The sequence below is a fragment of the Paenibacillus sp. FSL F4-0087 genome (genome assembly GCF_038020215.1).
Classification (GTDB): Bacteria; Bacillota; Bacilli; order Paenibacillales; family Paenibacillaceae; genus Paenibacillus; species Paenibacillus taichungensis.
The window spans coordinates 2,027,959-2,054,077 of sequence record NZ_JBBODJ010000001.1 but is presented as its reverse complement, the minus strand read 5'-3'; the positions used below and the strand labels follow the sequence as shown (position 1 = coordinate 2,054,077).

The following is a 26,119-nucleotide window of genomic DNA, read 5'->3' as shown; positions in this document are numbered from 1 at the left end:
GCGATCCATAATTGCTGACGCCACCAGCCGTCTTCCACGACCATCACCTCCTTTCAGCCTGCATCTTTCTCAGTCGAACTAAAGATTATTTACACTTGTCACTTCGATGACAGAACAACCTTCCGATCGCTGTTATCCCCTGATTTTTTGATACACTTTTACAAAGGTGAAATCTGGGGATAAAGGCGAACACTCCGCTTCTTCAGGTTATTTCTGTCCTCTCCGTTCTTGTGTAAATGTTGAGTTGTACTAATAAAGAAATTAAATCAAAAAAAGCCTCGTCCTTCATCCTGTTTCCCAGACGGGAACAGAATAGAAGGACGAAGCTTATGCTTCGCGGTGCCACCTTAATTGGCCGCTGGTTGCGGCCCACTTGAGGGATACGGATAAATATATGCGGAAAGCTCACATATGCCTTATCGATATCCTGTCCATGGATAACGGCTGAACATGCCGCCTTGCCTACTGACGATCCGCGCTCCTGAGTACAGGTGGCAGAACGGGTTCAACTCGGAACTCCGAAGCCCATTTCCACATGACCGATACACCTGCTCACACCATCCGCCGGCTCTCTGAGGTATCCTGTCCTGTGTACTTCTCTTCATCATTGTTGATAACGTCCGTTTACAATTTTTCACATTGTATCATGCTTTATCTGGATTGACCAGCCCACGTTTTCTTCCGCTCATATTGGTGCCAAGTACACCAGCGATGATCAGCAGGGCTCCAACAAAGTGGTATCCATACACTGGTTCATGCAATATCCAGGCTCCGCCAGCAATCGAAATGAGCGTGGACAAATTACTGAATACACTCATTTTGGAAGCTTCCAGATGAGTCAGGGCATAACTCGCCAGCAGCGTGGAGAACATGGTGGAGAGGACGGCCAGATAGGCCAGTGCTCCTAGGTAAGATGCATCTCCGAGTGGCTTCACATAATCCACCATGGTTCCGCTCGACGCGTGACGAATCAGGGAAGCTGCGTTGAAGACGATAAATCCAACCATCAGGGTCACCCAGGTCAATTCCATCGGTTTATATTTCTGCGCCAAGGGTCTTGCCAATACACCATAACCTGCAAAACACACTGTGGAGAGCAGCAATAAAGCAATACCTTTAAAATTGCCTGCCGACATCCCGCTTCCTTTCATCAAGAAAATAAAGATCACACCCGCCACGGACAACAGTAGAAACAGTTTTTGCAAAAGGGATGTACGTTCTTTTAGAAAGATAGAGGCCAACACAAGTGTGAAAACGGGGGCCATCGCCTGGATAATCCCTGCTTCCGATGAGTTGGACGAGACTAACCCGAATGCCTGAAAGGCAAAAAACAAAACAGGAGAGAGCAGCCCGAGCGGAATGATACGCCACAGATCACGAAGGGTTAGCTTGATCTTGATCCATCCAAAAATAACAGGAATGCTGACTACAAGTAACGACAAGGCAAAACGGTGTGCCAATACATCAATTGGATGTGCGACACTTACCGTCATTTTAACGAATAAAAAGGATAAACCAATAATGGCTGCATATAAAACAGCTGCTACATATGCATATGTTCTAGTCTGGCTATTGTTCATAGGGTTTCCTCCAATAATACGGTTTTTCTTTATTAATTCAACGGCGCATATGTTGCTGCGTACGCTGTCTGACCTTATTCAATATACTGCCAGACCAATAGTGGTACAATAGACAAAAACGTATACTGTACCGGTACACTTAAAGTAATGCTGAAGTCGGAGGAGAGGCAGAATCCAATGAGAAAATACGAAATTATTGCTGAATCACTTAAGCAATGGATTCAGGACCAATTGCGCCAGCAGAACAGTGGACAATGGCAGGATAAAGGCATCAAACTGCCGGCTGTGCGTGTTCTGGCTGAGCAATATCAATGTAGCGTAAGTACAGCCATACGCGCGTACGAGTGGCTGGAAGAACGCCATCTGGTCTACGCGGTGCCTCAGTCCGGATATTATGCGGTACAGAATGGAGCCGAAGTGGAGGATGGGGAATGGCAGGGTCCAATGGATTTTGCCTCCGCAGCTCCTGATCCGCGAGTATTCCCTTATTCCGATTTTCGCCATTGTGTGGATCAGGCTATGGAGAAGAAACAGGCGGATTTGTTTTTGTATGGAACTGAGAGAGGCTTACCTTCATTAATTGATCTGCTGCAGAAGCAATTCGCCGATTATCAGGTGTTTGCCCGGAATGAGCAGTTCTTTATTACGTCAGGGGTGCAGCAGGCCCTTGCTGTGCTGGCGCTAATGCCTTTTCCGAATGGGAAAAAGCAGGTGATGCTGGAACTGCCGGGTTATCATAATATGCCTTCGCTTCTACAAGGTCTGAATGTACCGATTGCTGGGGTCAGACGCTCTCTGGGTGGCCTAGATTGGGACACGCTCGAACGACAGTTTCGCGAAGAAGACATCAAATTTTTTTATGTTATGCCGCGTTTTCACAACCCGATTGGGACTTCCCTGACGTCAGCTGAGAAGAAAAAATTGATCAGGTTGGCGCAGCGTTATGATGTCTATCTGGTAGAGGATGATTTCTTGGCTGATCTGGAAGAGAACACGAAGCAGGACCCGTTATGGTCATATGATACGGAAGGGCGAGTCATTTATCTGAAAAGTTACTCCAAAATCCTGTTTCCCGGCCTGCGGATTGGCGTGGCTATTTTGCCTGCAAGTCTTACTGCATCGTTTAGTAAATACAAAAAAATGCTCGACATTGACACCGCGGTACTATCCCAGGCAGCACTTGAGGTCTATATCCGTAACGGGATGTTTGCCCACCATGGCAAAGTCATCCGCAGCCGCTATGCTGCCCGGATGAACAAATTGTATCAACAACTTAATGCCTTCCCAGACTTCGGCCCATTTGCGAATGCACCGCGTACTGGAGGGGAGCATACGGTTCTGCCGCTGCCTAAGGATATGCCGCTCAGGGTCTTGCTGTCCCGGTTGGACCAACGGGGAGTCATTGCCGATACAACAGAACGATATTATCCGGAAGGCGCACAGGAAATATATCAGGATAAAATGCTGCGGTTAAATATATCCAATGTTCCAAAGCAGCGGATCAAGGAAGGGCTGCGGATTATCCGTGAGGAAATAGTGAAACTGCAAAAGGCGTCCACACAAGCGGATTAATCGCTTGTGGGACGCCTTATTTCATGTGAATGTGATTAATTTCAGTAACATGCTATGCTGCGACGTGTGAATTGTTCTTGTTAGATAACGGTCTACGCCTGAGCCATAGCTTTGAAGGAAGCTTCTGCGGCTTCGAGTGTTTCCGCAACATCCTTGTCCGTATGTGCAGTAGTCAGGAACCAGGCTTCATATTTGGAAGGAGCCAGATTAATGCCACGATTCAGCATATGACGGAAGAAGGAAGCGAACTGTTCACCGTCGGTATCCTGGGCTTGATCATAGTTCGTAATCGGGTGGTCACAGAAGTGGGTGGAAAATGCACCACGAATTCGGTTAATGGTTAATGCAATGCCATGACGATCCGCAGAAGCCTGAAGGCCTGTTGTCAGATCAATCGCAAGACGTTCCATCTCCGCATATACACCTTCGCCTTGCAGGACTTCCAGACAAGCGATACCCGCAGAGATAGACGCAGGGTTACCAGCCATCGTTCCGGCTTGATAGGCAGGGCCGAGTGGAGCAACCTGCTCCATAACCTGTTTACGACCGCCGTAAGCACCGATTGGCAGACCGCCGCCGATAATTTTACCAAGTGCAGTCAGATCCGGTTCGATCTCCGAATGATTGTCCAGTCCAGCGTAAGTCTGTGTAGAGCCATAGTGGAAACGGAAGGCTGTAATGACCTCATCGTAAATGACGAGCGAGCCGTTGTCCCGAGTCATGGCACAGAGTCCTTCCAGGAATCCAGGTTCTGGCATAACCATACCGAAGTTGCCGACAATCGGTTCAACCATGACTGCGGCGACATCATCGCCCCAACGCTCCAGAGCTGCTTTCAGGCTGTCCAGATCGTTGAAAGGTACCGTGATGACTTCGTGCGCAATGCTCGTTGGAATGCCTGCACTGTCGGGAATACCCAGCGTGGAAGGCCCCGAACCTGCTGCCACAAGGACCAAGTCAGAGTGACCGTGGTAACATCCAGCAAATTTCACAATTTTATTACGTTTGGTGTAGGCGCGGGCAACCCGGATGGTAGTCATGACTGCTTCTGTACCGGAGTTTACAAAACGAACCTTGTCCATTGAAGGAATGGCTTCTTTCAGCATTTTAGCGAGCTTGATCTCAAGTTCCGTAGGCGTACCGTACAGCACACCATTTGCTGCTGCCTCGGTAATCGCCTGGGTAATATGAGGGTGAGCATGTCCTGTAACAATCGGGCCGTAGGCCGCGAGATAATCGATATATCGGTTGTCGTCGACATCCCAGAAGTGCGCTCCTTGCGCCTTTTTCATAAAGACAGGTGCACCGCCACCCACTGCTTTGAATGAACGGGAGGGGCTGTTGACACCTCCGACAATATGTTGAAGTGCTTCTTCGTATAAAAGCTCGGAACGGGAACGTGATGGATTCATAAGATAACTTCCTTTCATATTAGATAAACAAAACACAGCGAGAGGGCAGCATATGGGCTGCCCTCTTCGTGTGCACTTCATTATTGTGCAGGTTGCTTGGAATCTTGTTCGTCACCACTTGCCGTTTTGTCTTCGGCTCCGGTAGTACTGTCTTCTTCTTGAACAGGAGGGTGAATGATATCTTGAATATATTGCTTGAGTTTTTCCTCATTGGTTACCGACAGCACTTCAGCTCCGCCTGGGGTACGTTCTTCCTTGAGCATTTTCATTGGCGGAATTTGCTCGCTGCCGTTCATGCTACTCTGATATCCAAGTCCGCCCAGCTTCCACATGTCGGAGAGGGTCAGATTGGTATCTACATAAGGATTTACTTCTTCCAGAATTGAAGGTAGTTTGGCAATCGTTGTTGTTGACTGCATTTTCGCTGCTACTGCTTTCAGGAATTCGCGCTGCCGTTCGGAACGAGCATAATCCGACATGGCATCATGACGGAAACGAACGTACATGAGAGCTGTGTTGCCATCCAAATGCTGGTAGCCTTTTTTCAAATCAATATCATACTCATTATTGTCCGCTTTACTTGTATAGTGCATGTCCTTCTCTACGTCAAAATCCACACCGCCAACGGCATCCACCAATTTGATGAATCCTTGGAAATCGGTATACACATAATACTGTACAGGGATACCCAAGAGGTCTCCGGCAGCTTTCATTGCCACGTTGGGACCATGGGTAATAGCAGTATTGATGCGTTCCTTGCCATACCCGTCAATGTTGACGTATGTGTCGCGCAGAATGGAGAATAGATTGATTTTTTTGGTAAGTGGGTCTAGCGAAACGACCATCATGCTGTCAGAACGAGGAACTTCCCCCTTCTCCAGCCCGCGGGCATCAACACCCATAACGAGAATATTTACCGTTTCGGTGCCTTCCCATTTCGGAGGATCCGGTGTACTTACTTTTTCAACATTTTCGATACCGGCAAACGGCGATTCATCGCCTTCCTTTTGCAAGCCATTCAACTGATTGAGAATAGAACCGAAATAAAATGCCGCAGCGCCTCCAACAATCAGCACGAAGGCGGCAAGAGAAATCCATATGGTTCTCTTCGTCTTTCTGGTCATGCTAGCTCTCCTTTGTATTCAAAATAAATGAAGATGAGTCCAATTTGATCTAGCCTAGGCTTTCCGTACACGACATATCTGTGAGATGCAACAGAGGACGCGGCCTCAGACTATTTTTTAAAGCTTGCTGAATTTTGACTGATACTATTATAATTTCTTTTTGGGCTACAAGCAATTTCAACAAAATCCAAGTGAGGTATAATCATGCTGGCGATTGATGTCAAAGATTTACGCAAGTCGTTTAGCGTCCAGAAAAGTCGAGGAGGACTTAAGGGCGCATTCCAGGATCTGTTTGCACGTCAATACCAGGAGGTCTTGGCTGTAAATGATATTTCATTTCAAATTCCGCAAGGCGAAATATGCGGATATATTGGGGAGAACGGTGCCGGTAAATCAACAACGATTAAGATGTTGACCGGCATTTTGGTGCCTACATCAGGGCAAATATCGGTTGGTGGATATGTTCCGTATCAGGAACGTGAGAAGTTTGTACAGAATATTGGTGTCGTTTTTGGTCAACGCAGCCAACTCTGGTGGGATATCGGTGTCATTGAGTCCTTCCATCTGCTGCGCAAGGTGTATCGAGTAGGTGAGGTCGATTTCCGCAAACGTCTGGATGAATTGGTTGAGCGGTTACAGCTTCAGGATCTGCTGAACCGTCCGGTACGCAAGCTCAGTCTTGGACAGCGTATGCGCTGTGAGCTGGTTGCTGCGCTGCTGCATAATCCGGATATTGTGTTTCTGGATGAGCCAACCATAGGTCTGGATATTGTTGTGAAGTCGGAAATCCGCGAATTCCTGAAAGACATGAATAAGGAACACGGAACAACCATTTTGCTGACAACCCACGATCTGCAGGACATCGAAGCTTTATGTTCAAGAGTTATTATGCTCGATGCGGGCAATATCATCTATGATGGCGGGTTGGATCATCTAAAATCCCAGTGGGGTAAAGAACGGGAAATCCGGTTCAAGTTTGGTACGGCTCACCCCATGGAACAAATGCTGGAATGGACAGCTGCTCTTCCTGTTCGCTGGACGGTGGAGAACGAACTGTCCGCTTCGGTCTGGATTCCACTTGAACTCAACGTATCGGATGTGCTGGGACGTGTCGTTGGACAGGCAGATATTACCGATATTCAGATTATTGAGATTAACACGGATGAGATCGTGCGCAGTATTTACCAATCCGGTTCAGCCGAGCGTCCCGAGATTGTGGGAGCAAAGAATGAAGCGGTGGGTGTATCCTAACATGAATAGTGCATTTTTTGATTTTATGCGCATCCGGTTCCTGACGATGCTTGCATACCGGGTGAATTATTATTCCGGCATTTTGATATATACGCTGAATATCGGCGTGTATTACTTTACGTGGCAAGCCATTTACGGCAGTAGTGGTGAATTGGGTGGTTTTACGGCAGCTCAGATGACGACATATGTGGCTGTATCGTGGATGGCGCGTGCGTTTTATTTTAACAACCTGGATCGGGAAATAGCTGCAGACATTCGGGATGGCTCCATTGCCATTCAATTCATAAGACCGATCAACTATGTCATGGTCAAAATGATGCAGGGGCTGGGCGAAGGTATTTTCCGTTTCCTGCTGCTCATGATTCCTGGAATGCTCATTGCCATTCTGTTGTTTCCGGTTGAACTGCCTACGGCGCCGTCCGCGTGGGTTGGCTTTCTGGTTATGCTGTTCTTCAGTTTCCTCATTAACTCCCAGATTAATGTCATTACGGGACTGGCCGCATTTTTTGTGGAAAACAATGAAGGTATGATGCGCATGAAACGCGTTGTGGTTGATCTGTTTTCAGGTCTGATCATTCCAATCAGCCTCTATCCGGGCTGGATGTCTTCAGTAATGAAAGTATTGCCTTTTCAGGCCATAACGTATCTGCCCGGTTCGGTTTTCACCGGAAGAGTGGAAGGCACAGGCATCTGGAGCGTACTCGGTATTCAGGTGTTCTGGTTTGTCATACTGCTCATTCCGATGATGCTGATCTGGCGTCAGGCGCGCAAGCGTCTGTTCGTGCAAGGAGGATAACAGAGTGTACTACATGGGTCTGATCTGGGAATATTTAAAAAATTATATGAAAACACGTCTCACGTACCGCGCCGACTTTTGGGTCGAAATCCTTTCGGATTTGCTGTTCCAGGCAACCAATTTGATTTTTATCTTTGTGGTATTCCGACATACGGATAATTTGGGCGGCTGGAGTGAGAGTGAAGTCCTTTTTGTTTATGGATATTTTATGGTGCCTTACGGCATTTTCAGTTGTTTTATCAATCTGTGGGGGTTCAGTGAACGGTATATTGTCAAAGGCGAGATGGATCGCATATTAACACGACCTGCGCATAACCTGTTCCAAATTTTACTCGAAAATGTGGACCCGCCTGCACTCGTTGGTTCGTTTATCGGTCTGATCATTATGGTCATCAGTGGTGCAGAGATGGGACTTGTGCTGGAGTGGTGGCATATTCCGGCCCTCATTATTCTTACACTTAGCTCCGTGTTAATCTATGCAGGAATCTATATCACTTTGACGTCGTTGTCTTTCTATTCGGACGCGCCTACAGGCATCCTGCCATTAATGTACAACATTCAGGGATATGGACGTTATCCCGTAACTATCTATAACCGTGCGATTCAGGTCCTGTTAACGTGGGTCATTCCATTTGCCTTCGTTGGCATTTATCCGGCAGCCCTGTTCCTGGAACGATCCGAGATGCATCGTATGGCGATGCTAACACCTGTGATGGGATTGGTGTTTGGCTCTATCGGCCTTCTGCTATGGAATTATGGCGTGAAGAAATATCGCGGAGCAGGATCATAACAGAAGTCCGTTGTGAAGGGATGGACGAGATAAAGGAGGAAATGAGATGACATTAACCGAAGGCAAGCTGGCACCAGACTTTGAACTTCCGTCCAGTACGGGAGAGACGGTGAAGCTCTCGGATTATCGCGGACAGCGGGTGTTGATATATTTTTACCCGAAGGATATGACCTCTTCCTGTACACAGCAGGCATGCGATTTCCGTGATCGTCATGAGGAGTTTAAGGGGTTAAATACAGTTATTCTGGGGATTAGTATTGATCCGATGAAGCAGCACGACAAATTCATAGCGAAATACGGCTTGCCATTCATCCTGTTATCCGACGAAGAACATAAGGTTGCCGAGCAATACGGCGTATGGCAGCTCAAAAAGATGTATGGCAAGGAATACATGGGGATGGTACGCTCCACATTTCTCATTGATGAAGAGGGTTTACTTCTGAAGTCGTGGTTGAAAGTGCGGGTTAAAGGCCATATTGAAGCAGCACTTGAGGCTGTACAGCAACTTTAGGAAGTTAACTCGTCTGTTCTCTACACATCGACAAAATGTTTACTTCATAAATAAAGGCTGTGTTCGCGGTGTATACCGTGAAGCACAGCCTTTTTATGTGGGCAAGCGTTCTGGAGGGGGCTGATTTTTTCTGTTCTTGCCAAAGCGAATGCGATGAACAAGTAAAAGCAGCAGAGGAATAATAAAACTGCAAGTCATGTCCCAATCCACCCATGCAGGCATAATGGTTTCGATATAAAAAATGACATTGGGGGAGATCAGGATGGCCAATGCAAACATGAGCAAGGATGAAGGGAGAATAAGCGGTTTGTAGGTTTTCAACTGAAACAGCTGAGCTAATCCGATAACAAAAGCGAACATGTACAGCAGACTTTTGAAATAGGTCGCAATTAACCAGGCAGTAGCCATGAAGGCTTCAATACGCTCAAAGAAGTTACCGATATTAATTTTTTGAGACAGGGTATACGAAATAAAAATGTTATGTTGGGTTAGGAAAGGACCCACAACCATAAGGGAAAACAATAACAGTATACACAGGAGCAGACCTCCGCAGAAAGTGGCAAGCAACAGGTCTCGTTTAAGGTGCGGCCCTGACACTACATAAGGAAGAATCATCGTAAGCACGAGCAACTCCCCGAAGGATGTAAATGCTCCACGTACAACGGTTTCAATTAAATGAACCCGGCTGATGTTAAAGATAGGCTGCAGATGTGAAACTTTTATGTTGGGCAGCAACCCCACGAACAGGAGTGCCATGAAGACAACAACAATAGGGGTCAATAGTTCACTGGTTGCTCCCATGGTTTGCAATCCTTTCATTAGGCCCCAGATCAGTGAACACATGAGCATAATCAAAATGACACGGATGGGGGTCTCGAGGTAGATTTGAGTCGTCATAAAGTCTCCAACTTCGCGGATACAAATGGCAGCGCCTATTGCAAAATAGAATAGGTAACCAATAGACAAGACCGATCCAATCCATGTACCAAGAAATTTCTTGCAAATTTCTATTAAAGATAGTTCAGGGGAGGTTTGTTGTAGTTTGTACAAAATCCAAATGATAAATAGACCGATGGGCTGACTGAGGAATGAGCATATCCATGCATCCTGTTTACCCAAGGTAGTGACCAACGATGGATAGATCAAAATCATATCCCCAACCATGACAAGAAAGGTAAGCAAGGTGAATTGCCTAATGGTAATTTTATCTTTAATTATCATGGTCTCCAGCCTCCTTACTGACATAGTAGAACTCCAGCATTACCTTATCCCGAAGGTTTGTTTTTCCAGCCCTTTTTGAACATATGCACCAACAGTAATAGTCCCGGCAAAATAATGCTCAATGTGGTGTCCCAATCTACCCAATATGGGACGACCGTAATGACAATGAAGGTCAAATTGGGCGAAACCAGATTGGCAAGGCCGAATATAAGCAATGATGCAGGAAGGATGAGTATCCGATACTGCTTGAGCTTAAATAGTTCGGCGCATCCGACGATAAATGCGTACATATACACCATCGCTTTAACATACGTGGAGATCAGCCAGGAAGAGGCCATGATGGCTTCAATACGCTCAAAGAAACCACCGATGTTAATCTTCTGAGATAAAATAAAGGAAGCATAGATGTTGTGCTGTGTAAGGAAAGCACCTAGAACAAGCAGAGAGATGGTAACCAATATAGCCAGCAACAAGTTGCCAAGTCCTGCCGCCATAAGAACATCCCGAGTTCGATGAGCCTGTTTAAGCGTGTAGGGAATAATCATCATAATGGGGACCAGTTCACCTACCGGATATATGATACTTACGAGAATGCCCTGCAGGATGGGCACGACACCGGTATCCGTTATAGGTTTCAAGTTGCTGGGATCAACTTGGGGCAGTAAACAGAATGCAAGCACGAGAATAAACACAATCAGGATAGGCATCAGCAATTCACTGCTTCTCCCCATCGTTTCCAGACCATGATATAACCCCCAACCAACCGTAATGACAAACATTAGAATGATGACGCGAATTGGGGTGTACTGAAAGATTTGGGAGGTAAGGAAATCTCCAACCTCTCGGGTGTGTGTTGAGGCACCTATAACAAAAAAGAAAAGATAAAATCCGGATACCAGAGTGCCTGGCCAAAATCCCAGAATGCTCCGTGCAATCTGTATCAGATTTTTCTCGGGATACAGGTTGCACAGCTTTAAAAACATAAGGATGAGGGCCATTCCCAATGGAACCCCGATAAGAGCACATATCCAGGCATTTTGTTTGGCATAGGATGTGATGACCGAGGGATAGATGAGCATCATATCCCCGACCACCATCATGAAAATGAGGATGGACAATTGTCTTGTTCCGATGCGACCCTTCTCAAGCATAATGTCCCCTCCTTTTTCCTAAGTTCCAGTCAAATGTGCCAGAAATTGATTTACAGGTTCATAGATCCATATGATGAGATAAAGTGGGCTTGGGATTTCCCACAGGTTGGCCGCAAAGACACTGAGAATGGTAGCCAAGAGCAGTAAGACACTGTAAACAGCCGTTTCTTTCCATTCCTTACGACGTATGAGCCCAGGCAGATCGTACCATCCAATGATCCCTGCAGTCACAACTACACTAAGTGTAAGCAACACCTGTCTCACTCCCTAATTTGATCTTTGAATGAATCATCCAACGTGCCTACACGTTTGATTTGCACATTAACTTTGTAATCGACATCCAGATCTTCTAGATAGTGATCCCAATCCTTCTCCACCTTTTTGAAGAACTTGGGATCAGCGTGATAAACCTCCTGCCCGAATCCGAAAATATCGACGTGAAATTTACGCTGTACCGACTTGACGGATTTTTGCATCAGCTCTACGAGCCGTTCCTCACTGTCTCGTTCCAATTGCTTGAGTACTTCCATTGATCCTATTTTGATTCCACATTCCACGGCACCTATAGACGATACATTTTTCATTTTGATATTGATTACAGGATGTCCGGCAACGACTTTTGCACTCCGTTTCGTCGTTGTGCGGAGTGCTTTGAAGGTGACATATCCGTCTTTGCGACAAGGTAGATGACTGATGGTGGATACTACATTGTTTCGAATGTAGTTATACCCCTTGGATTCATCCTCCGTTAGCCAGCCAATCAGCTTATCTTCTCTGAATACGGACAGCCCGGTTGAATTCAGTCGGGCAGGAGCCTTAATAGTTGCAATATTTTCCTGATGTCCGCTTTTCTCCGGATTGCCAACGACCTCTACACCGGTAATCACAGGCTGTATTCCGGGAGACAAAATATATTCCATTAACTGATCGCCGGTTACAGTTGTTGTCGGTGACCATGTCTTGGTGGAGACATCCAATGAATTGAACATTTTCTCCGCAGGTAAGTTTTCAAGAGGTGTCATCACGTCAAGCACTTTGGAAGCCGTTGTATTTCTGGCCACCATGACGTAATAGTCAGGCCGAACTGTAGGTTCCCGCATTAGAGCTTCGGTCACATCATAAATCCCGACTTTGCGGGCGTATTCTTCGCCATATACCAAAATACGTATGTGCGCCATAAAGATACGGCGTGGGCTTGACTCTGTCAGTTTCTGAATAGCTTCAAACAGCGTTGGGGCAGAAGCCTGATACTGAGTCACAGGGGTCCCTTTGCCTCCCCCTGATTTGGAGGAAACTTCATTAGGGACAACCACTTGAGCACTTACTTTAATCATGTCACCATCCTTGTCCACACCCAGTCCCAGCATAATACCGAGTTCATTAAGTTCCTGGCGATCCCAGCATCCGGTAAGGAGAGGGAGCAGAACGGCAAAGGACAGAATTAATTGTAGGCATTTGTTCATACACGTTCTCCTTACCGATTATCGCTTCGTTTTTTTGTCAGCTTGTCTGGTTTCATTCGCAGTCCCGGTAGAAAGCGGACGTGTCTTCATCCGGGCCCAAGGCACGCGGAAGATGGTATCTTTGAGATCTTTCCCAATGTAAGGTGCGAATGGGGACATATAAGACACACCGAAAGATCTTAAACTGCATAAATGGGTTACCGTAATCAGCAGAACCATCAGAATTCCGTAGAAACCAAAGGCGGCAGCCAGAATCATCAGTACAAATCGCAGAATCCGTACAGAAATGGATAATCCATTTTCTGGAATAACATAACTGGATATCGCTGTAATGGATACGATAATAACCATGGCAGCCGATACAACGCCTGCATCTACCGCAGCTTGACCAATAACAAGGGTACCCACAATGGAAACGGCCTGACCGACCGTTTTCGGAATCCGTATGCCAGCTTCCCGCAAAATTTCATAGGTCAACTCCATTAAGATGGCTTCAATAAATGCCGGGAATGGAACGCCTTCACGCTGTGCTGCTAAGCTGATAAGCAGGTTGGTAGGCAGCATCTCTTGATGAAAGGTTGTAATGGCAATATAAAAGGATGGAGCGAGCAGCGCGATAAAGAAGGCCAAGTAACGAATCATTCGAATTAATGAGCTAATATCGGCCCGTTGGTAGTAGTCTTCTGGAGACTGAAAGAAATGAACAAACAGGGCTGGGACAAGCAGTACGAATGGAGTGCCGTCTATAATGATCGCTACCCGTCCTTCGAGCAAAGCAGCACATACGGTGTCCGGTCGCTCGCTGTTATAGACCGTAGGGAAGATGGTACCTGTTTTGTCTTGCACAAGCTCTTCGATATATCCGCTTTCCAGAATAGCGTCAATATCAATCTCATCAAGTCTGCGCCGCAGTTCGTTTACAACCTCTTGATCGACGATATGCTCCAGATACACCACGGCAACCCTAGTGTTGGAAACTCGGCCAATCTCCCTTTCTTCAATCCAAAGATGGGGGTCTCGAATTCGTTTGCGTATCAAGCCTGTATTCGTACGCAAATTTTCATTAAAGCCTTCCATGGGTCCTCGTACAACCGTCTGGGAAATCGGTTCACCGACGGCACGATCTTCCCATCCTGCAGCTGCAATTTTCAGTCCCTGATCGGAACCTTCTAGGAGTACAACGGCAAAGCCCGCCAGAAGGGCGTCAAGAACGTCTTTTATCTCATTGATTAGTACTACATTGCTGGCGACCAAGACATCATTCTGGAGATAGCTCAAATGCTCGTTATCCGCCGAAAAGTCAGGCAGTTCACGGGTCTGTAACAAGGGTTCGAGAATGGAATGATTCACAATCTGCACGTCTACCATTCCATCGATGTACAACATGACAGAAGGCCATTTGTGCAAACACTGCAGAGGACGAATCATCAAGTCTTTGCTGTTCCCCATTACTTTCTTGCAATAATCCGTATTCTCCGTAAGATTCGGAGATATTCTCTGACCCTGTCTGCTCTGCGTTGCAGTACTCATTCCTTCACCCCTTATACACCCTATATTTGCAAATTAGTATGACCTGGATGAATCAGGATTATCACAAAATTGTTATTGAATATCCCATAAAATAAAAAGCATATTGTTAATTCTTTCATATTAGAATATTATCTAATTAGATTAATATCTAATGTAAAAGAAAAGAGGATTTGTCATGTTGTTTAGATCGTCCATTCTGATTTTGTTACAAAAAGAATCGGAATACCGCAAGTTCTTTATCGCGGGATTAGTGAACGGCATAGGTGACCGTTTCTGTCAGGTAGCCATGCTTTCGTTAATTCTCAGCACAACAGGATCTGGAATTGCTGTAGGACTGGCCCTTGGTCTGCGTGTGCTTCCATTTCTGTTGCTTGCTCCTGCAGGCGGCTTGTTAACCATGCGTTTCTCACGGCGGAAGATTATGCTGTTTACCAATTTGATAAGGGTGCCTCTTGCTCTGAGCTATTTACTCGTAGATAGTGCAGATGATTTGTGGATTCTATATACAGCGAGTACTTTACTAGCCTGTGCTGAGGCTCTCTATGCGCCGGTCCGCAAATCAGGTATACCACTGCTTGTACAGCCGGATCATTTGCTCAAAATTAACGGACTTGAACAGGTAATGAATGGTACGGTGCTGATCGTAGGTGCCTTTCTTGGGGGAATCACCTCATCAGTCATGGGGCCGCAGGCTGCGTTTATAACCAATGCGGTGTGCTTTTTGATGGCTGCTGTTTTGATCCGAAAAGTCTCGTTTCCATCCAGAATGGGTACGGAATCAAATGAGATATCACTTGAAAGTATGGAGAGATCAGCCACAGCAGCTTCTGGTAAATCTTCAGTGATTACTCGTACCAAAGGTGCAGATCATGTTCCTTCGGTGATATGGAGGCTGGTTCGATCCTCTGTAGCATTACAGATCATCATCCTATTCGAGTTATGGGTACCTGTCATCAACGGGATTGATAATGTATTGATCAGTGTTTATGCAATTGAAGTATTTTCCCTTGGGGATTGGGGTGTAGGTCTGTTCTATGCGGCGCTTGGGGCAGGGCTGGTATTAAGTAACTGGTACTCTCGTTATTTTCAGCATTGGCTGCTCCCGGGAGTAGTCCTGTGTCTACTTGTGGAAGGGGGATTACTTATGCTGCTTAGTGTGGTGACTCTGCCAGTGATCGCAGTGCTGATTTATATTCTGCTGGCCCTTATGTCAGGAGTAGGCAATGCTTGTCTGGATACATTGCTGATGAATGAAACACCTGAGAAATACCGAGGGCTCATCTATGGCTTGGTGACGGCTTGCAGTAGTACCATGCTGGGGTTATCCATGTTTGGTGCGGGTTTGTTATTAGAAGTGGTGGAGCCACGGAAGCTTGGTTTTGCAGGCGGATTGGGTTTTGCGGCCATTGCTGTTTTGCTTACAACCTATGGATGGTTAAGGGCGCGTGAGGTTTTTAACATTAGACGTATAAGCAAAAGAAGAACATAAAAAAGGAGCCGCGATATGCAGCTCCTTGCTATTATCAGAAACAGAAAATATAACCTGAGGTTCCACAGGGCACAAAAATCTCTGAGCTAAATGTGTCTGAATCCAACCATTGATATCATCGACTAATATGTGAGTGCTGTCGTTTATTTTTGTCTTTGCCGAATAGCGGCAGGTTTGCGCAACGATCGAGCTACCCACGCTTTTCGATAACGGTACAGTACGGCTGCAATCAGCAGCAGTCCGATCCCCGCCACGATGTATGGAGCATATTGATGAACAAGCTGAAACACAGCGTTCCATTGCGGTCCAAATATTTTGCCGATGCCTAGGAACAGCATGACCCAGAACAGTGCGCCTGAATAGGCATAGAGAGCAAATTTACGAAAGGGAACAGCGGCTATACCCGCGAAATATCCGGTGAAATGTCTCACTCCCGGAATGAAATAACCGATGAAGATCAGGGCATTACCGTACTTGGCAAACCACTTTTGCGTTTTATCCAGCTTGTCCTGTTTCATCAGAAACCATTTTCCATATCGTGTAATGAACGGTAGACCTGCTTTGGCCCCAATAAAATAAGTGATCGTCATGCCAATCGTCGTTCCCAGAAAAGCAAGGATGGCAAGTATTCCAAAGTCCAGATGACCCTTGTAGGACAGAAATCCTGCATAAGCCATAGTCGTTTCTCCCGGGAAGGGAAGGGCGATGAATTCCAGCAATAAACCAAAAAACAAAACGCTGTATCCGTAGGATCCAAACAGATGCTGGACCTTCTCAAGCAATTCCAATAGACTTCACTCTCCTGCAGACAGGGTGGGAGGAGATGCTTACTCTCCAAGGAGTTTTGTTCACGATCCTACCTGTCCATTATGCTACCTAATCCGAAGCCAAGAATCAATCACGAGCCATCCCAAATTGTGAAAAATTATAAAACAAAATCGCGTCTTTTTTCAGTGCGTCCTCCATATAATTCTAACAAATCTGCTGAAGTCTATCAGCAAATTCACTAGAGACGTTGGAGGTCGATTCGTACATGTTAACGCCAATACATACATTATTATCTGGAAAATGGTCTGTACTAATACTTCGCATAGTTGTACTGCTGTGTGTATTCGCTGCATCTGCAGGCACAACTTACGCTTCCTCTGTATCGGGGTCTGATGCACCTGCCCCTAAAGAAGAGAATCCTCAAGATAAGGTAGTCTATTTGAGTTTTGACGATGGACCGGGTAACCATACCCGTGAAGTATTGGATATTTTGCGCAAGGAACAGGTTTTGGCTACATTTTTTGTGCTTGGAGAGCAGGCAGAACGTTATCCTGAGATGATCCGTGCGGTTGTGGAAGATGGACATGCTTTGGGCAATCATACGTTTAATCATAATTATGAACAGCTATATAGTGATTTCAAAGTGTTCTGGAAGCAGATCAAACAGACAGAGTCAGTCGTAGAGCGAATTACCGGATTTAGACCGAATCTGGTCCGGGCACCGGGCGGTACCTACGGACATTTTGATAAGAGTTATTTTGATCTGCTGAAATTGGGCGGGTACACCGTTATGGACTGGAACGTAGACAGTGGTGATTCCAAACGGAAGGGTGTTCCAGCCAAAGAAATCTTACGCAATGCGACCAAGGTGCCTGCCGGAGCACGTTCGGTCATTGTATTGATGCATGATGGAGGCGCTCATGCCGAGACGGTAAAAGCACTACCTGGCATTATCAAGTATTACAGCGATCAGGGATTTCGTTTTGAAACGATGAAGGCCTCGGATGAGCCTGTTCAATTCCGAACCGATTCCAATGGTAAATACAAGTCTCGCAAAGCCCCGAGTAAGGAATGGATCGCAGAAAATGTACAAGAGAACAGCAACCTGTGGTTGGCCGGCAAGGAACTGAAGGTGGAAATTGGATTGGCAGCAGCCACATTGAAGCAAGGAGAATTTCGCGTGGAAGATCAGCGGATCATGGTGCCTTTGCGGACCTTTATGAAAAAGTTCGGTGGTAGCGCTCGTTGGAATGCAGAGACCCGAACAGCCACAGCCGTATGGAAAGACCGAACCATCCATGCAGACAGTGTCAGCGGGGATCTGACAACGAAACGTTCAGACCAGTTGAATGACAGAACGACAGAGGGAGTCGTGCAGAGTCAGGGGGGAACGATCTGGGTTCCGCTACGTGAATTGATGGAGCATATGGGAGTAACCGTTGATTCACTAAAGGCGAATGAAAAGGAATGGATGGTTAAAGCCAGCGTTCCTCTAGCAGCAGCTAACAGCATGTATTTGGATAAATTGATCTGAATAAAGTCGTTCGTACAGGACTATTCTCTCTACTTCCGGGCAACACTGAATCATAGATTAGTATGGTTCAGGAATGCCGATGGATGGAAGGAGATTAGAAGATATGTCTTATATCCGAATGGAACATGAACATGCTGTAGAATTGCTGAATAGAGTTATGAAGCGAGTTGAAAGTGTGATCATAGGCAAAAAACAAGAGATTCGTTATGTGTTAACTGCAATGCTGAGTGGAGGTCATGTACTTCTGGAAGATGTACCGGGTACCGGCAAAACGATGCTGGTTCGCGCCGTCGCTTCTGCACTGGATTGCTCCATGGGACGAATTCAGTTCACGTCGGATGTGATGCCGGCAGATGTGACGGGCACGTCGATGTATCATCCGCATACGGGAGAATTTAAGTTTCGACCAGGACCCGTCATGTCCAATATTGTGCTGGCCGATGAAATCAATCGCGCTTCCCCCCGCACTCAGTCAGCACTTCTGGAAGCGATGGAGGAACGGCGCGTTACGGTGGATGGCACAACCTATGCTTTGCCGCGCCCATTCTTTTTGCTGGCGACGCAGAATCCGTTGCAGTTTGAGGGCACTTATCGTTTGCCTGAAGCGCAGCTGGATCGTTTTATCATGAAGATTGGACTGGGGTATCCTGATCCGGAGCAGGAAGTCGAGCTATTAACCCGGATGCAAAGCAGAGAACTGCTTGATGAACTTCGCCCTGTCATGCTTGCTGAAGAAGTCGTAGCCATGCAGCGTGAAGTAAAACATGTACATGTGGACTCTGTTGTCAAACAGTATCTGGTTGCTGTTGCCGTTGCCTCCAGAAGTCACACTGCGGTAAGACTGGGTATCAGCCCGCGCGGAACATTGGCCTGGATGGCCGCTGCACAATCGTTTGCTTACCTGCAAGGGCGCAGTTATGTCATTCCCGATGATGTGAAAGAGATGGCTGTGCCTGTCCTATCCCATCGCGTTCAATTGAAATCCCAGAACAGAGCGGAAATCTGGGCACAGGCGCAGGTGATTCAGGAAGCTCTATCATCGGTTCCTGTACCTGTTCAGATGGCGGCACAGGGAAGGGGACGGCGTCAATGACTGCGCTGGGTCAACGGATGTTGGGTGCTGTCCTGGTCATAGCTTTTGCCTCTTTGTATGTATGGCATGGCGGCAAGGCCGCGCTTTTTCTATCCATTATGGCAGCCTTGATGCTCGCAAGCGCACTGATTATCCATTTTCTCGGTCCGCGCAATATTAACATTCGGCGGCAAATGCATGCGAATCGGGTTGTGGCAGGCGAAAGAACGCGAGTGGCCGTGGAACTGAAATTCGACTGCCCGATTCCACTGTTATGGATCATTCTGTGTGAGAATACACCTGCCGGTGTACACCGTAAGTTACTATTTCCGGGAACCCGTCGCCAGTTTACGTATCAATATGAATTATCGGGTTTGCGCAGAGGTGTATACAGATGGGAATCAAGCAGATTGTACTGGGGTGATGTTTTCGGATGGAATACGGTCTCCGCAGAGACTGTGAATCATACCTCGCTCATTGTTGTTCCCCAAGCAGCGGAATGGGGTGAGAATAATCCCGGAGAATACTCGGCAGTGGGAGAAGATACACTGTCTGAGCGAAGAAGTAGTCAAGGGAATCGCAGTCCTGAGTTCCGGGAATATCAGCAAGGAGACCCACTGGGGCGTGTTCATTGGAAAAGCACAGCCAAAACGGGTCGACTTCAGACATTTTTGCCTGAAACCTCTGATTCTGTCTCGCTGGGTATACTGGTGTATGAAGGCGCATCCGGTTATGAAGTGCGGCAGTCAGAGAAGAGAGATACGCCCGCTTTTGAACGTGTAGTCCGTGCAGCTGCCCGTTGGATTCATACCGCTGAACGTGACAATATTCCTTATCAACTGTGGACGGAAGGTGGTGGGTCAGGATCTGCTCATCAGGAGATATGGCAGCAAGAACTCCTGCCCTCGCCTGAAAATCATGCGCTGGACAAGCTGGCTCAGGCGCGAATTTCCGCGCCTCAAGCTGTATCTCCATCGCTTCGTACAGAGATGTTGGATAGAATGGCGATCGGCTCACGAATTGTGATCCTCACTGGCAAAATGGATGACGCTTTGGTGGAGTGGGTAATGTGTGCAATCGGGTTGGGATACAGGGTAGAGGTTCAGTTAACGGAGTTCATGGCCGGAGAAGGTTCATCACCTATATCGCGAGCGGAATCACTCAGCAGCCATATGGCTCAGAAGCGAGGACATCATGTTGATGCGGCAGATACCACTGTAGCTGTAGCAACAGCACAGTCCATTGCAACAGATCAAACTATTCGTGACATGGACAATGAAAGTGTGGAACAACTTCGTCAAAGTGGAGTACAGATCCATTGGATTACAGACGGCTCTTTACCTTCAATGAGAAAGGCGGAGGTAACGGATGTGGGAGCATAATGGAAACTCTCAAGCGAATTCCACTGTGGCTGACCGGAGGCACACCGCAAGTTTAGGGTTAGAGTCTGTGCATTCCATATATAAAGCTGAAACCAGGACATCTGGAGTAGATTTGAAGAGTCCCGGCTACAGTTCGGAGCCTCTCCTTTACAGAATCGGTCTTTCTGCCATTTTGCTTATATTGTCCATGGAGTGGATTTATCCGGTTACGTCAACGGGTCAGCAGGGCAGTGAACGATTCTTATCCGTGATGACAGGATTAACGGGGGCCTTGCTGCTCGCGGGGTTGCTTCGTACGGGTTGGATCACGGGAATACTGATTAGACTCTTCATTGCTCTAGCCGCATTATGTTGCATGTATGGAGGTAATGACCTTGCTGGATGGGCAGTTACCTATCCGACCACTCTTTCTGCCGATATGGGCAGTTTCATGAGTACGTGGCGTTTTCACTCGATTAGTGTGGAGACAAGAGGTCTGCTCATGATGTGCGGTTGGAGCATGCTGATGGCTTCCGTGCAGTCACTGGTACTGCTGCGACGAAGTGTGATGCTTTTTGGCAGTGCAACATTGGTCTATTTACTGCTGCTTGAATCCTTTGCCGGGCTGGATGTATATGCTTCCGTGATACGTTCTGTGTTGTGGATTCTACTCATTCAGGCCATGTTACAGTTGCTTCGCCTTAACGGCGGGGTCACCACACCGATCTTTAAGCATAGTCCTTATGGCCGTTGGTCTGCGGTAACGCTTGCGGTGTCGACAGGCATGGTACTTTTCTCAGCAATCCCTGGTCAGCTTGCCACTATTCCTCCACCGGAACGTATTTCACTTGAGCAGATGGGTGAGCGTTTGGCCCGCTGGGCAGGCTATACACAGCACGGAAGTATTCCTGCAACAACTGCCGTCACAGGATACAGTACAGCGGATGCACCAATGGGCGCACCTTTGGTGCAGGGAGACACGATTTTTTTTACGGCAAAAAGTCCGGAAGCTACGTATTGGCGGGGCGAGACCCGTTCATATTATAACGGAAGCACCTGGAGTGATCCTGTGCAGAGCTTTGAGACGACAAGTCCATCCGGATTGGTGCGTACCGACGGTTGGGAATACCCAGCCTATTGGCAACGTATTCGTCAAACGGTAACGATGAAGCGAGAGTGGAGAGGACCCAATCCCCTCTTCACAGGTGGAATGCCACTCAATCTGTCGTTCCAGGATAAGAATAGTGATAATCAGAAGAATAAACGTTTACTGCTATCAAATGAAGACTCCGCAACGTTATGGCTCGCGGCTAATTATGACAATCAAACTGTCAAAAGTTATACGGCAGATGTCATGATTCCCGTGGCAACACCTGAACAACTTCGCCTTCTGGGAAAGAAGTCCAACATGAAAGATCCGGCTGCAATTCGCAGAACGTATCTGCAGCTACCAACTACGCTTCCAGGACGCGTGCAGGCTCTTGCCAAGGATATCATTCAGGGGAGTGAGACCCGTTATGATGCCGTGCAGGCTGTAAAAACTTACCTTGCCGACCACGCCGAATATACGCTGGATACCCGTATGCCGCCACGCGGAACTGATTTTGTAGATGATTTTCTATTCGTTACACGGCAGGGATACTGCAATCATTTCTCGACAGCTATGATTGTGCTGCTACGTGCAGAGGGCATTCCGGCACGCTGGGTTAAGGGATTCGGACCCGGGGAAGCCGATGCGGACGTCTCGGGGCAATACATTGTGACCCAGGGAGATGCACACTCCTGGGTAGAAGTGTATTTTCCAGGCGCGGGTTGGATGCCGTTCGAGGCTACGCCAGGCTTCACCATGACGCAGGGTGAAGGCCAAGATGCCGCTGCACTCAGTGGGCAGCAGCCCGTTGCCTTAACCCCGCCGCAGACGGACGGCGGGGCAGCTCACGCGGGCGCATGGCTGCTCGCCCGCGCTCGGGCCATTGCCGCGCACCCATGGCTCGCGGCAGCCCTTGCGGCAGCGGCGCTGCTGTGCGCCGCTGGGGCCATCCGCATGCGGCGGCTACGCCCCGCGCTGCGGCTAAGGCTGCTGCTGGCGTGGCCGCGCAGCAGCTTTCCGGACCGCGAGCGGCTGCTCAACGCCGCCGCTCCGGTCTGGACCGCGCTCGCGCGCCGCTACGGCCCGCGGCCGCCGGGAATGACGCTGCGTGAATATGCAGCGTCTCCCGCCGTGGCCGCAGGCACGGACGGCGCGGACATCGCGCGGTTCGCAGCCGACTGGGAACGGCTGCTGTACGGGCCGGACCGTCCGCTGCGCGCGGACAGTCTGGACTTCCTGCGCCGGGCACTTCATCTGGCCCGGCGCATGCAGGCGCTGTAACACGAAGTACAGCGCAGCGCTAAACATAGGACGCCTTTCTCGCCCCTAAAGCGAACGAGGCGTCTTTCCACGATCATACACTATGAGACTCCGTGCGGAAGATCTCTTTTATGCTGAAAATAGTGCCTCAAAACTTTTCTTATATTTCCGATCGGAAAATATATAGAAAAGAGGCGAGAACATTCGACCGAATACCGTAATCTCAGGCGTTGAAAATGCCATGTTTTGAGATGTCGAAAAAAGGAGTTTCGCCTTTCCTTGACGGTATGTTTTGTCGTTGCGTATAATTAGTTTCATTAATTGAGGGAGGCTCGGTAATGAATAAGCAAAATGAAATAGTGGTTGTCCTTGACTTTGGGGGCCAATACAACCAGTTAATCGCCAGAAGAATCCGGGATCTGGGCGTATACAGCGAGCTTTTGCCGTATAACACACCGGCTGAGAAAATCGCAGAATTATCACCAAAGGGAATCGTGTTCTCGGGTGGACCATCTAGTGTTTACGCAGAAAATGCACCACACGTAGATCCGGCCGTTTATGATCTGGGATTGCCAATCTTCGGAATTTGTTATGGAATGCAGCTTATGGCGCAACAGCTTGATGGTAAAGTGGAGCGTTCTGAGAAGCGTGAGTACGGTAAAGCGGATATTGAGTTTGCACCAGGTGCTGCTCTTGCAAAAGGTATCGAAGGTGAACATACGGTATGGATGAGTCATGGTGACCACGTGGTTGCTCTTCCTGCTGGATTCAAACTGGATGCAGGCACGGAAAGTGCGCCAATCGCAGCAATGAGTAACGATGAGCGCAAATTGTATGCTGTTCAGTTCCATCCAGAAGTACGCCACTCTGTTCGCGGTAATGAAATGATCAAAAACTTCCTGTACGAAATCTGTGGTTGTGAAGGCAACTGGAGCATGGAGACGTTCATCGAAGATACGATCAAAGATATTCGTGAAAAAGTGGGCGACGGTAAAGTGTTGTGCGCACTTAGCGGCGGTGTAGATTCTTCCGTTGTGGCTGCATTGCTTCACAAAGCCATCGGTGACCAACTGACATGTATGTTTATCGACCATGGTCTGCTGCGCAAAGGCGAAGCGGAGAGCGTAATGGAGACGTTCGTCGGCAAATTCGACATGAAAGTTGTCAAAATCGATGCACAAGAGCGTTTCCTGTCCAAACTGGCAGGCGTGGATGATCCGGAACAAAAACGTAAAATCATCGGTAACGAGTTTATTTACGTATTTGACGAAGAATCCAAGCAGTTTGATGATTTTGAATTCCTGGCGCAAGGTACACTGTACACGGATATCGTGGAAAGTGGCACAGCGACAGCTCAAACCATCAAATCCCACCACAATGTGGGCGGATTGCCTGAGGACATGAACTTCAAGCTGATCGAACCACTGAGTGCCTTGTTCAAAGACGAAGTGCGTAAAGTCGGCGAAGAGTGCGGTCTGCCAGAAGCAATCGTATGGCGTCAGCCGTTCCCAGGTCCGGGTCTTGCGATCCGTGTACTTGGCGAAGTAACGGAGGACAAGCTCAAAATCGTTCGTGATTCGGACTACATCCTGCGCGAGGAGATTGCCAAAGCCGGTCTTGATCGTGAAATTTGGCAATACTTTACAGCCTTGCCTAACATGAAGAGTGTTGGGGTTATGGGTGACGCGCGTACGTATTCCTACACTGTAGGTATCCGTGCTGTAACATCCATCGACGGTATGACAGCTGACTGGGCGCGTATCCCTTGGGACGTATTGGAGAAAATCTCCGTGCGGATCGTTAACGAAGTGGACAACGTAAACCGTATCGTGTATGACGTAACTTCCAAACCACCAGCAACGATTGAGTGGGAATAGAAGTTATCTATACAGATTTAATAACAAGAGATCGGAGTTTCCGTCAAAGGAGCTTCGGTCTCTTTTTTTTAATTTTGTGTTTGCACCAGACGTTATTTATACTTTGATTTATGATAATGATGGACCATCCAATAGATTAACGAGGAAGAACACTCTGCAAGGAGGAACTATAGCGGATGAAGGAAAGAATCGAACTCAACCCAGGATGGACTCATGAAGAGGTTGCTGCACTTACGGCTCATCCTGAACTAAAGATTGTTCAATACAGCGAGCATAATATCCCGGATGTAAACCTGATGCAGATATTGAATGAGGAGCTGTTTGCCAACAGACCCGATGTTACTTTTCGTATATATGGCTTTCATTCGCAATCTGGCGACTTGTCTGTTCTAACATATATGAACCATGTAGAAAAGCTTGTGATTGATTGTAACAGACGCATTAATGGAATTGAGGGCATAGGCGAATTGCTAAGGCTAAAAGAGTTTGCTTTTGACGTATTTGAAGCGGAGTCTCTTGATGTATTGGCGCTTTTACCTACCACTTTACAGCAGCTCCGCATCGGTAAAACCAAAACGAAGAAAACGGATTTGTCCGTACTTAACCGCTTTACTGAGCTTGAAACGCTGAGTGTGAATGGTCATACAACTAACATCGAAACGATCGGAACGTTGTCATCACTCCGGTCCCTCTATATTTCGGGAATGCCATTAAAGGAATTGGGATACTTAAAAGATGTAACGGATTTGAGCGAACTTCATCTCAGTTTTGGTGGAGCAGAGAATCTGGATAGCCTTGCGGAAGTGAAATCCTTGCAATTGTTGAAGCTCCTAAGGGTGAAAGGATTATCAGATCTATCCGTATTGCCTGAATTGAAGGGATTGCGCTTATTAGGGATAGAGGACCAGCCGCATCTAACGAGTCTGCCTTCTCTTGAAAATCTGACTGAATTACAGCGTGTTTTCCTGAACAATGTGAATGTAGAGAGTATCGATTGGGCAAAGACTTCCAAAAGCCTGAAAGAGCTCGCTCTTCTGCAAATGAAACATATTACCGCCGAAGATATCGAATCCCTGATTCATCATAAATCATTGGAAAGAATGATCGTTCATTTGAAAAGTGCCAAACAGCAAAAAGTGGCGAAGCAGGCGATAATGGCAGCAGGCATGTGGGATGAGAGTGGATGGTGGTATAACGATAAATCTTTGAATATTTAATTCCTTTTTTAAGTTCATTTCAGATTGTTTTCATGTGAGGCTTGTACACT

Annotated in this window: 21 protein-coding genes and 1 other annotated feature; of the genes, 12 read left to right on the top strand and 9 right to left on the bottom strand. The window is 47.3% G+C overall.

Features of this window, described 5'->3' with window-relative positions:
- Positions 1-313: 313 nt before the first annotated feature.
- Positions 314-617: a binding site (T-box leader), on the bottom strand.
- A 27-nt stretch (positions 618-644) separates the two neighbouring features.
- Positions 645-1,580, bottom strand: a complete 936-nt coding sequence (locus MHB84_RS09555) for a DMT family transporter (RefSeq protein ID WP_076292218.1) — start codon at positions 1,578-1,580, stop codon at positions 645-647.
- A gap of 177 nt (positions 1,581-1,757) precedes the next feature.
- On the opposite strand from MHB84_RS09555, the gene MHB84_RS09550 reads away from it, so the two are divergent.
- Positions 1,758-3,152 (top strand): aminotransferase-like domain-containing protein, encoded by a 1,395-nt coding sequence (locus MHB84_RS09550; RefSeq protein ID WP_076292219.1) that lies wholly within the window; start codon positions 1,758-1,760, stop codon positions 3,150-3,152.
- A gap of 92 nt (positions 3,153-3,244) precedes the next feature.
- Here the strand turns inward: MHB84_RS09550 and MHB84_RS09545 are convergent, their stop codons facing one another.
- Both MHB84_RS09545 and MHB84_RS09540 read right to left on the bottom strand, forming a co-directional pair.
- A complete protein-coding gene (locus MHB84_RS09545) occupies positions 3,245-4,564 on the bottom strand; it encodes a glutamate-1-semialdehyde 2,1-aminomutase (RefSeq protein WP_076292220.1) in 1,320 nt (439 codons plus the stop codon).
- A gap of 80 nt (positions 4,565-4,644) precedes the next feature.
- Positions 4,645-5,688 (bottom strand): LCP family protein, encoded by a 1,044-nt coding sequence (locus MHB84_RS09540; RefSeq protein ID WP_076292221.1) that lies wholly within the window; start codon positions 5,686-5,688, stop codon positions 4,645-4,647.
- Positions 5,689-5,892: 204 nt separating this feature from the next.
- On the opposite strand from MHB84_RS09540, the gene MHB84_RS09535 reads away from it, so the two are divergent.
- From MHB84_RS09535 to bcp, 4 genes are read left to right on the top strand one after another with little or no spacing between them, the layout of a single operon-like run.
- Complete coding sequence (locus MHB84_RS09535; protein WP_063568167.1) at positions 5,893-6,939, top strand: ABC transporter ATP-binding protein; 1,047 nt, start codon at positions 5,893-5,895, stop codon at positions 6,937-6,939.
- Between the two features lies 1 nt (position 6,940).
- Positions 6,941-7,735 (top strand): ABC transporter permease, encoded by a 795-nt coding sequence (locus MHB84_RS09530; RefSeq protein ID WP_076292222.1) that lies wholly within the window; start codon positions 6,941-6,943, stop codon positions 7,733-7,735.
- A gap of 13 nt (positions 7,736-7,748) precedes the next feature.
- Complete coding sequence (locus MHB84_RS09525) at positions 7,749-8,525, top strand: ABC transporter permease (protein ID WP_175382219.1); 777 nt, start codon at positions 7,749-7,751, stop codon at positions 8,523-8,525.
- Between the two features lie 46 nt (positions 8,526-8,571).
- Entirely contained in the window at positions 8,572-9,036 is a 465-nt protein-coding gene (gene bcp / locus MHB84_RS09520; protein ID WP_076292223.1) for a thioredoxin-dependent thiol peroxidase, read from the top strand.
- Between the two features lie 93 nt (positions 9,037-9,129).
- On the opposite strand, the gene MHB84_RS09515 is transcribed toward bcp, so the two are convergent.
- Genes MHB84_RS09515 through MHB84_RS09495 form a run of 5 tightly spaced genes read right to left on the bottom strand, consistent with a single transcriptional unit; the run spans position 9,130 to position 14,401 of the window.
- Positions 9,130-10,257: a GerAB/ArcD/ProY family transporter gene (locus MHB84_RS09515; RefSeq protein WP_076292224.1), complete on the bottom strand. Its 1,128-nt coding sequence runs from the start codon at positions 10,255-10,257 to the stop codon at positions 9,130-9,132.
- 44 nt (positions 10,258-10,301) lie between these two features.
- A complete protein-coding gene (locus MHB84_RS09510) occupies positions 10,302-11,408 on the bottom strand; it encodes a GerAB/ArcD/ProY family transporter (protein ID WP_076292225.1) in 1,107 nt (368 codons plus the stop codon).
- Between the two features lie 18 nt (positions 11,409-11,426).
- Positions 11,427-11,663 (bottom strand): hypothetical protein, encoded by a 237-nt coding sequence (locus MHB84_RS09505; RefSeq protein ID WP_083679151.1) that lies wholly within the window; start codon positions 11,661-11,663, stop codon positions 11,427-11,429.
- 5 nt (positions 11,664-11,668) lie between these two features.
- Complete coding sequence (locus MHB84_RS09500; RefSeq protein WP_076292226.1) at positions 11,669-12,871, bottom strand: Ger(x)C family spore germination protein; 1,203 nt, start codon at positions 12,869-12,871, stop codon at positions 11,669-11,671.
- Positions 12,872-12,889: 18 nt separating this feature from the next.
- On the bottom strand, positions 12,890-14,401 hold the full coding sequence (locus tag MHB84_RS09495) for a spore germination protein (protein WP_076292227.1): 1,512 nt from the start codon (positions 14,399-14,401) through the stop codon (positions 12,890-12,892).
- Positions 14,402-14,576: 175 nt separating this feature from the next.
- On the opposite strand from MHB84_RS09495, the gene MHB84_RS09490 reads away from it, so the two are divergent.
- A complete protein-coding gene (locus MHB84_RS09490) occupies positions 14,577-15,890 on the top strand; it encodes an MFS transporter (protein ID WP_076292228.1) in 1,314 nt (437 codons plus the stop codon).
- Between the two features lie 143 nt (positions 15,891-16,033).
- Here MHB84_RS09490 and MHB84_RS09485 read toward each other — a convergent pair whose 3' ends face one another.
- Entirely contained in the window at positions 16,034-16,678 is a 645-nt protein-coding gene (locus tag MHB84_RS09485) for a DedA family protein (RefSeq protein ID WP_076292229.1), read from the bottom strand.
- Between the two features lie 245 nt (positions 16,679-16,923).
- Between MHB84_RS09485 and MHB84_RS09480 the strand changes: the two genes are divergently transcribed.
- The 6 genes from MHB84_RS09480 (at position 16,924) to MHB84_RS09455 (ending at position 26,069) form a co-directional block, all read left to right on the top strand.
- The gene (locus MHB84_RS09480) at positions 16,924-18,192 is read left to right on the top strand and encodes a polysaccharide deacetylase (RefSeq protein ID WP_076292230.1); all 1,269 of its coding nucleotides are present in this window, start codon (positions 16,924-16,926) and stop codon (positions 18,190-18,192) included.
- A gap of 103 nt (positions 18,193-18,295) precedes the next feature.
- Positions 18,296-19,285 (top strand): AAA family ATPase, encoded by a 990-nt coding sequence (locus MHB84_RS09475; RefSeq protein WP_076292231.1) that lies wholly within the window; start codon positions 18,296-18,298, stop codon positions 19,283-19,285.
- Positions 19,282-20,646, top strand: coding sequence for a DUF58 domain-containing protein (locus MHB84_RS09470; RefSeq protein ID WP_076292232.1), 1,365 nt, complete (start codon positions 19,282-19,284; stop codon positions 20,644-20,646). The genes MHB84_RS09475 and MHB84_RS09470 overlap by 4 nt, the downstream gene beginning before the upstream one ends.
- A 112-nt stretch (positions 20,647-20,758) precedes the next feature.
- Positions 20,759-22,996 (top strand): transglutaminase domain-containing protein, encoded by a 2,238-nt coding sequence (locus tag MHB84_RS09465; RefSeq protein WP_341143030.1) that lies wholly within the window; start codon positions 20,759-20,761, stop codon positions 22,994-22,996.
- Positions 22,997-23,313: 317 nt separating this feature from the next.
- Positions 23,314-24,852, top strand: a complete 1,539-nt coding sequence (gene guaA / locus MHB84_RS09460; protein ID WP_076292234.1) for a glutamine-hydrolyzing GMP synthase — start codon at positions 23,314-23,316, stop codon at positions 24,850-24,852.
- 176 nt (positions 24,853-25,028) lie between these two features.
- The gene (locus MHB84_RS09455; protein WP_076292235.1) at positions 25,029-26,069 is read left to right on the top strand and encodes a leucine-rich repeat domain-containing protein; all 1,041 of its coding nucleotides are present in this window, start codon (positions 25,029-25,031) and stop codon (positions 26,067-26,069) included.
- The last annotated feature ends 50 nt before the right edge of the window (positions 26,070-26,119 follow it).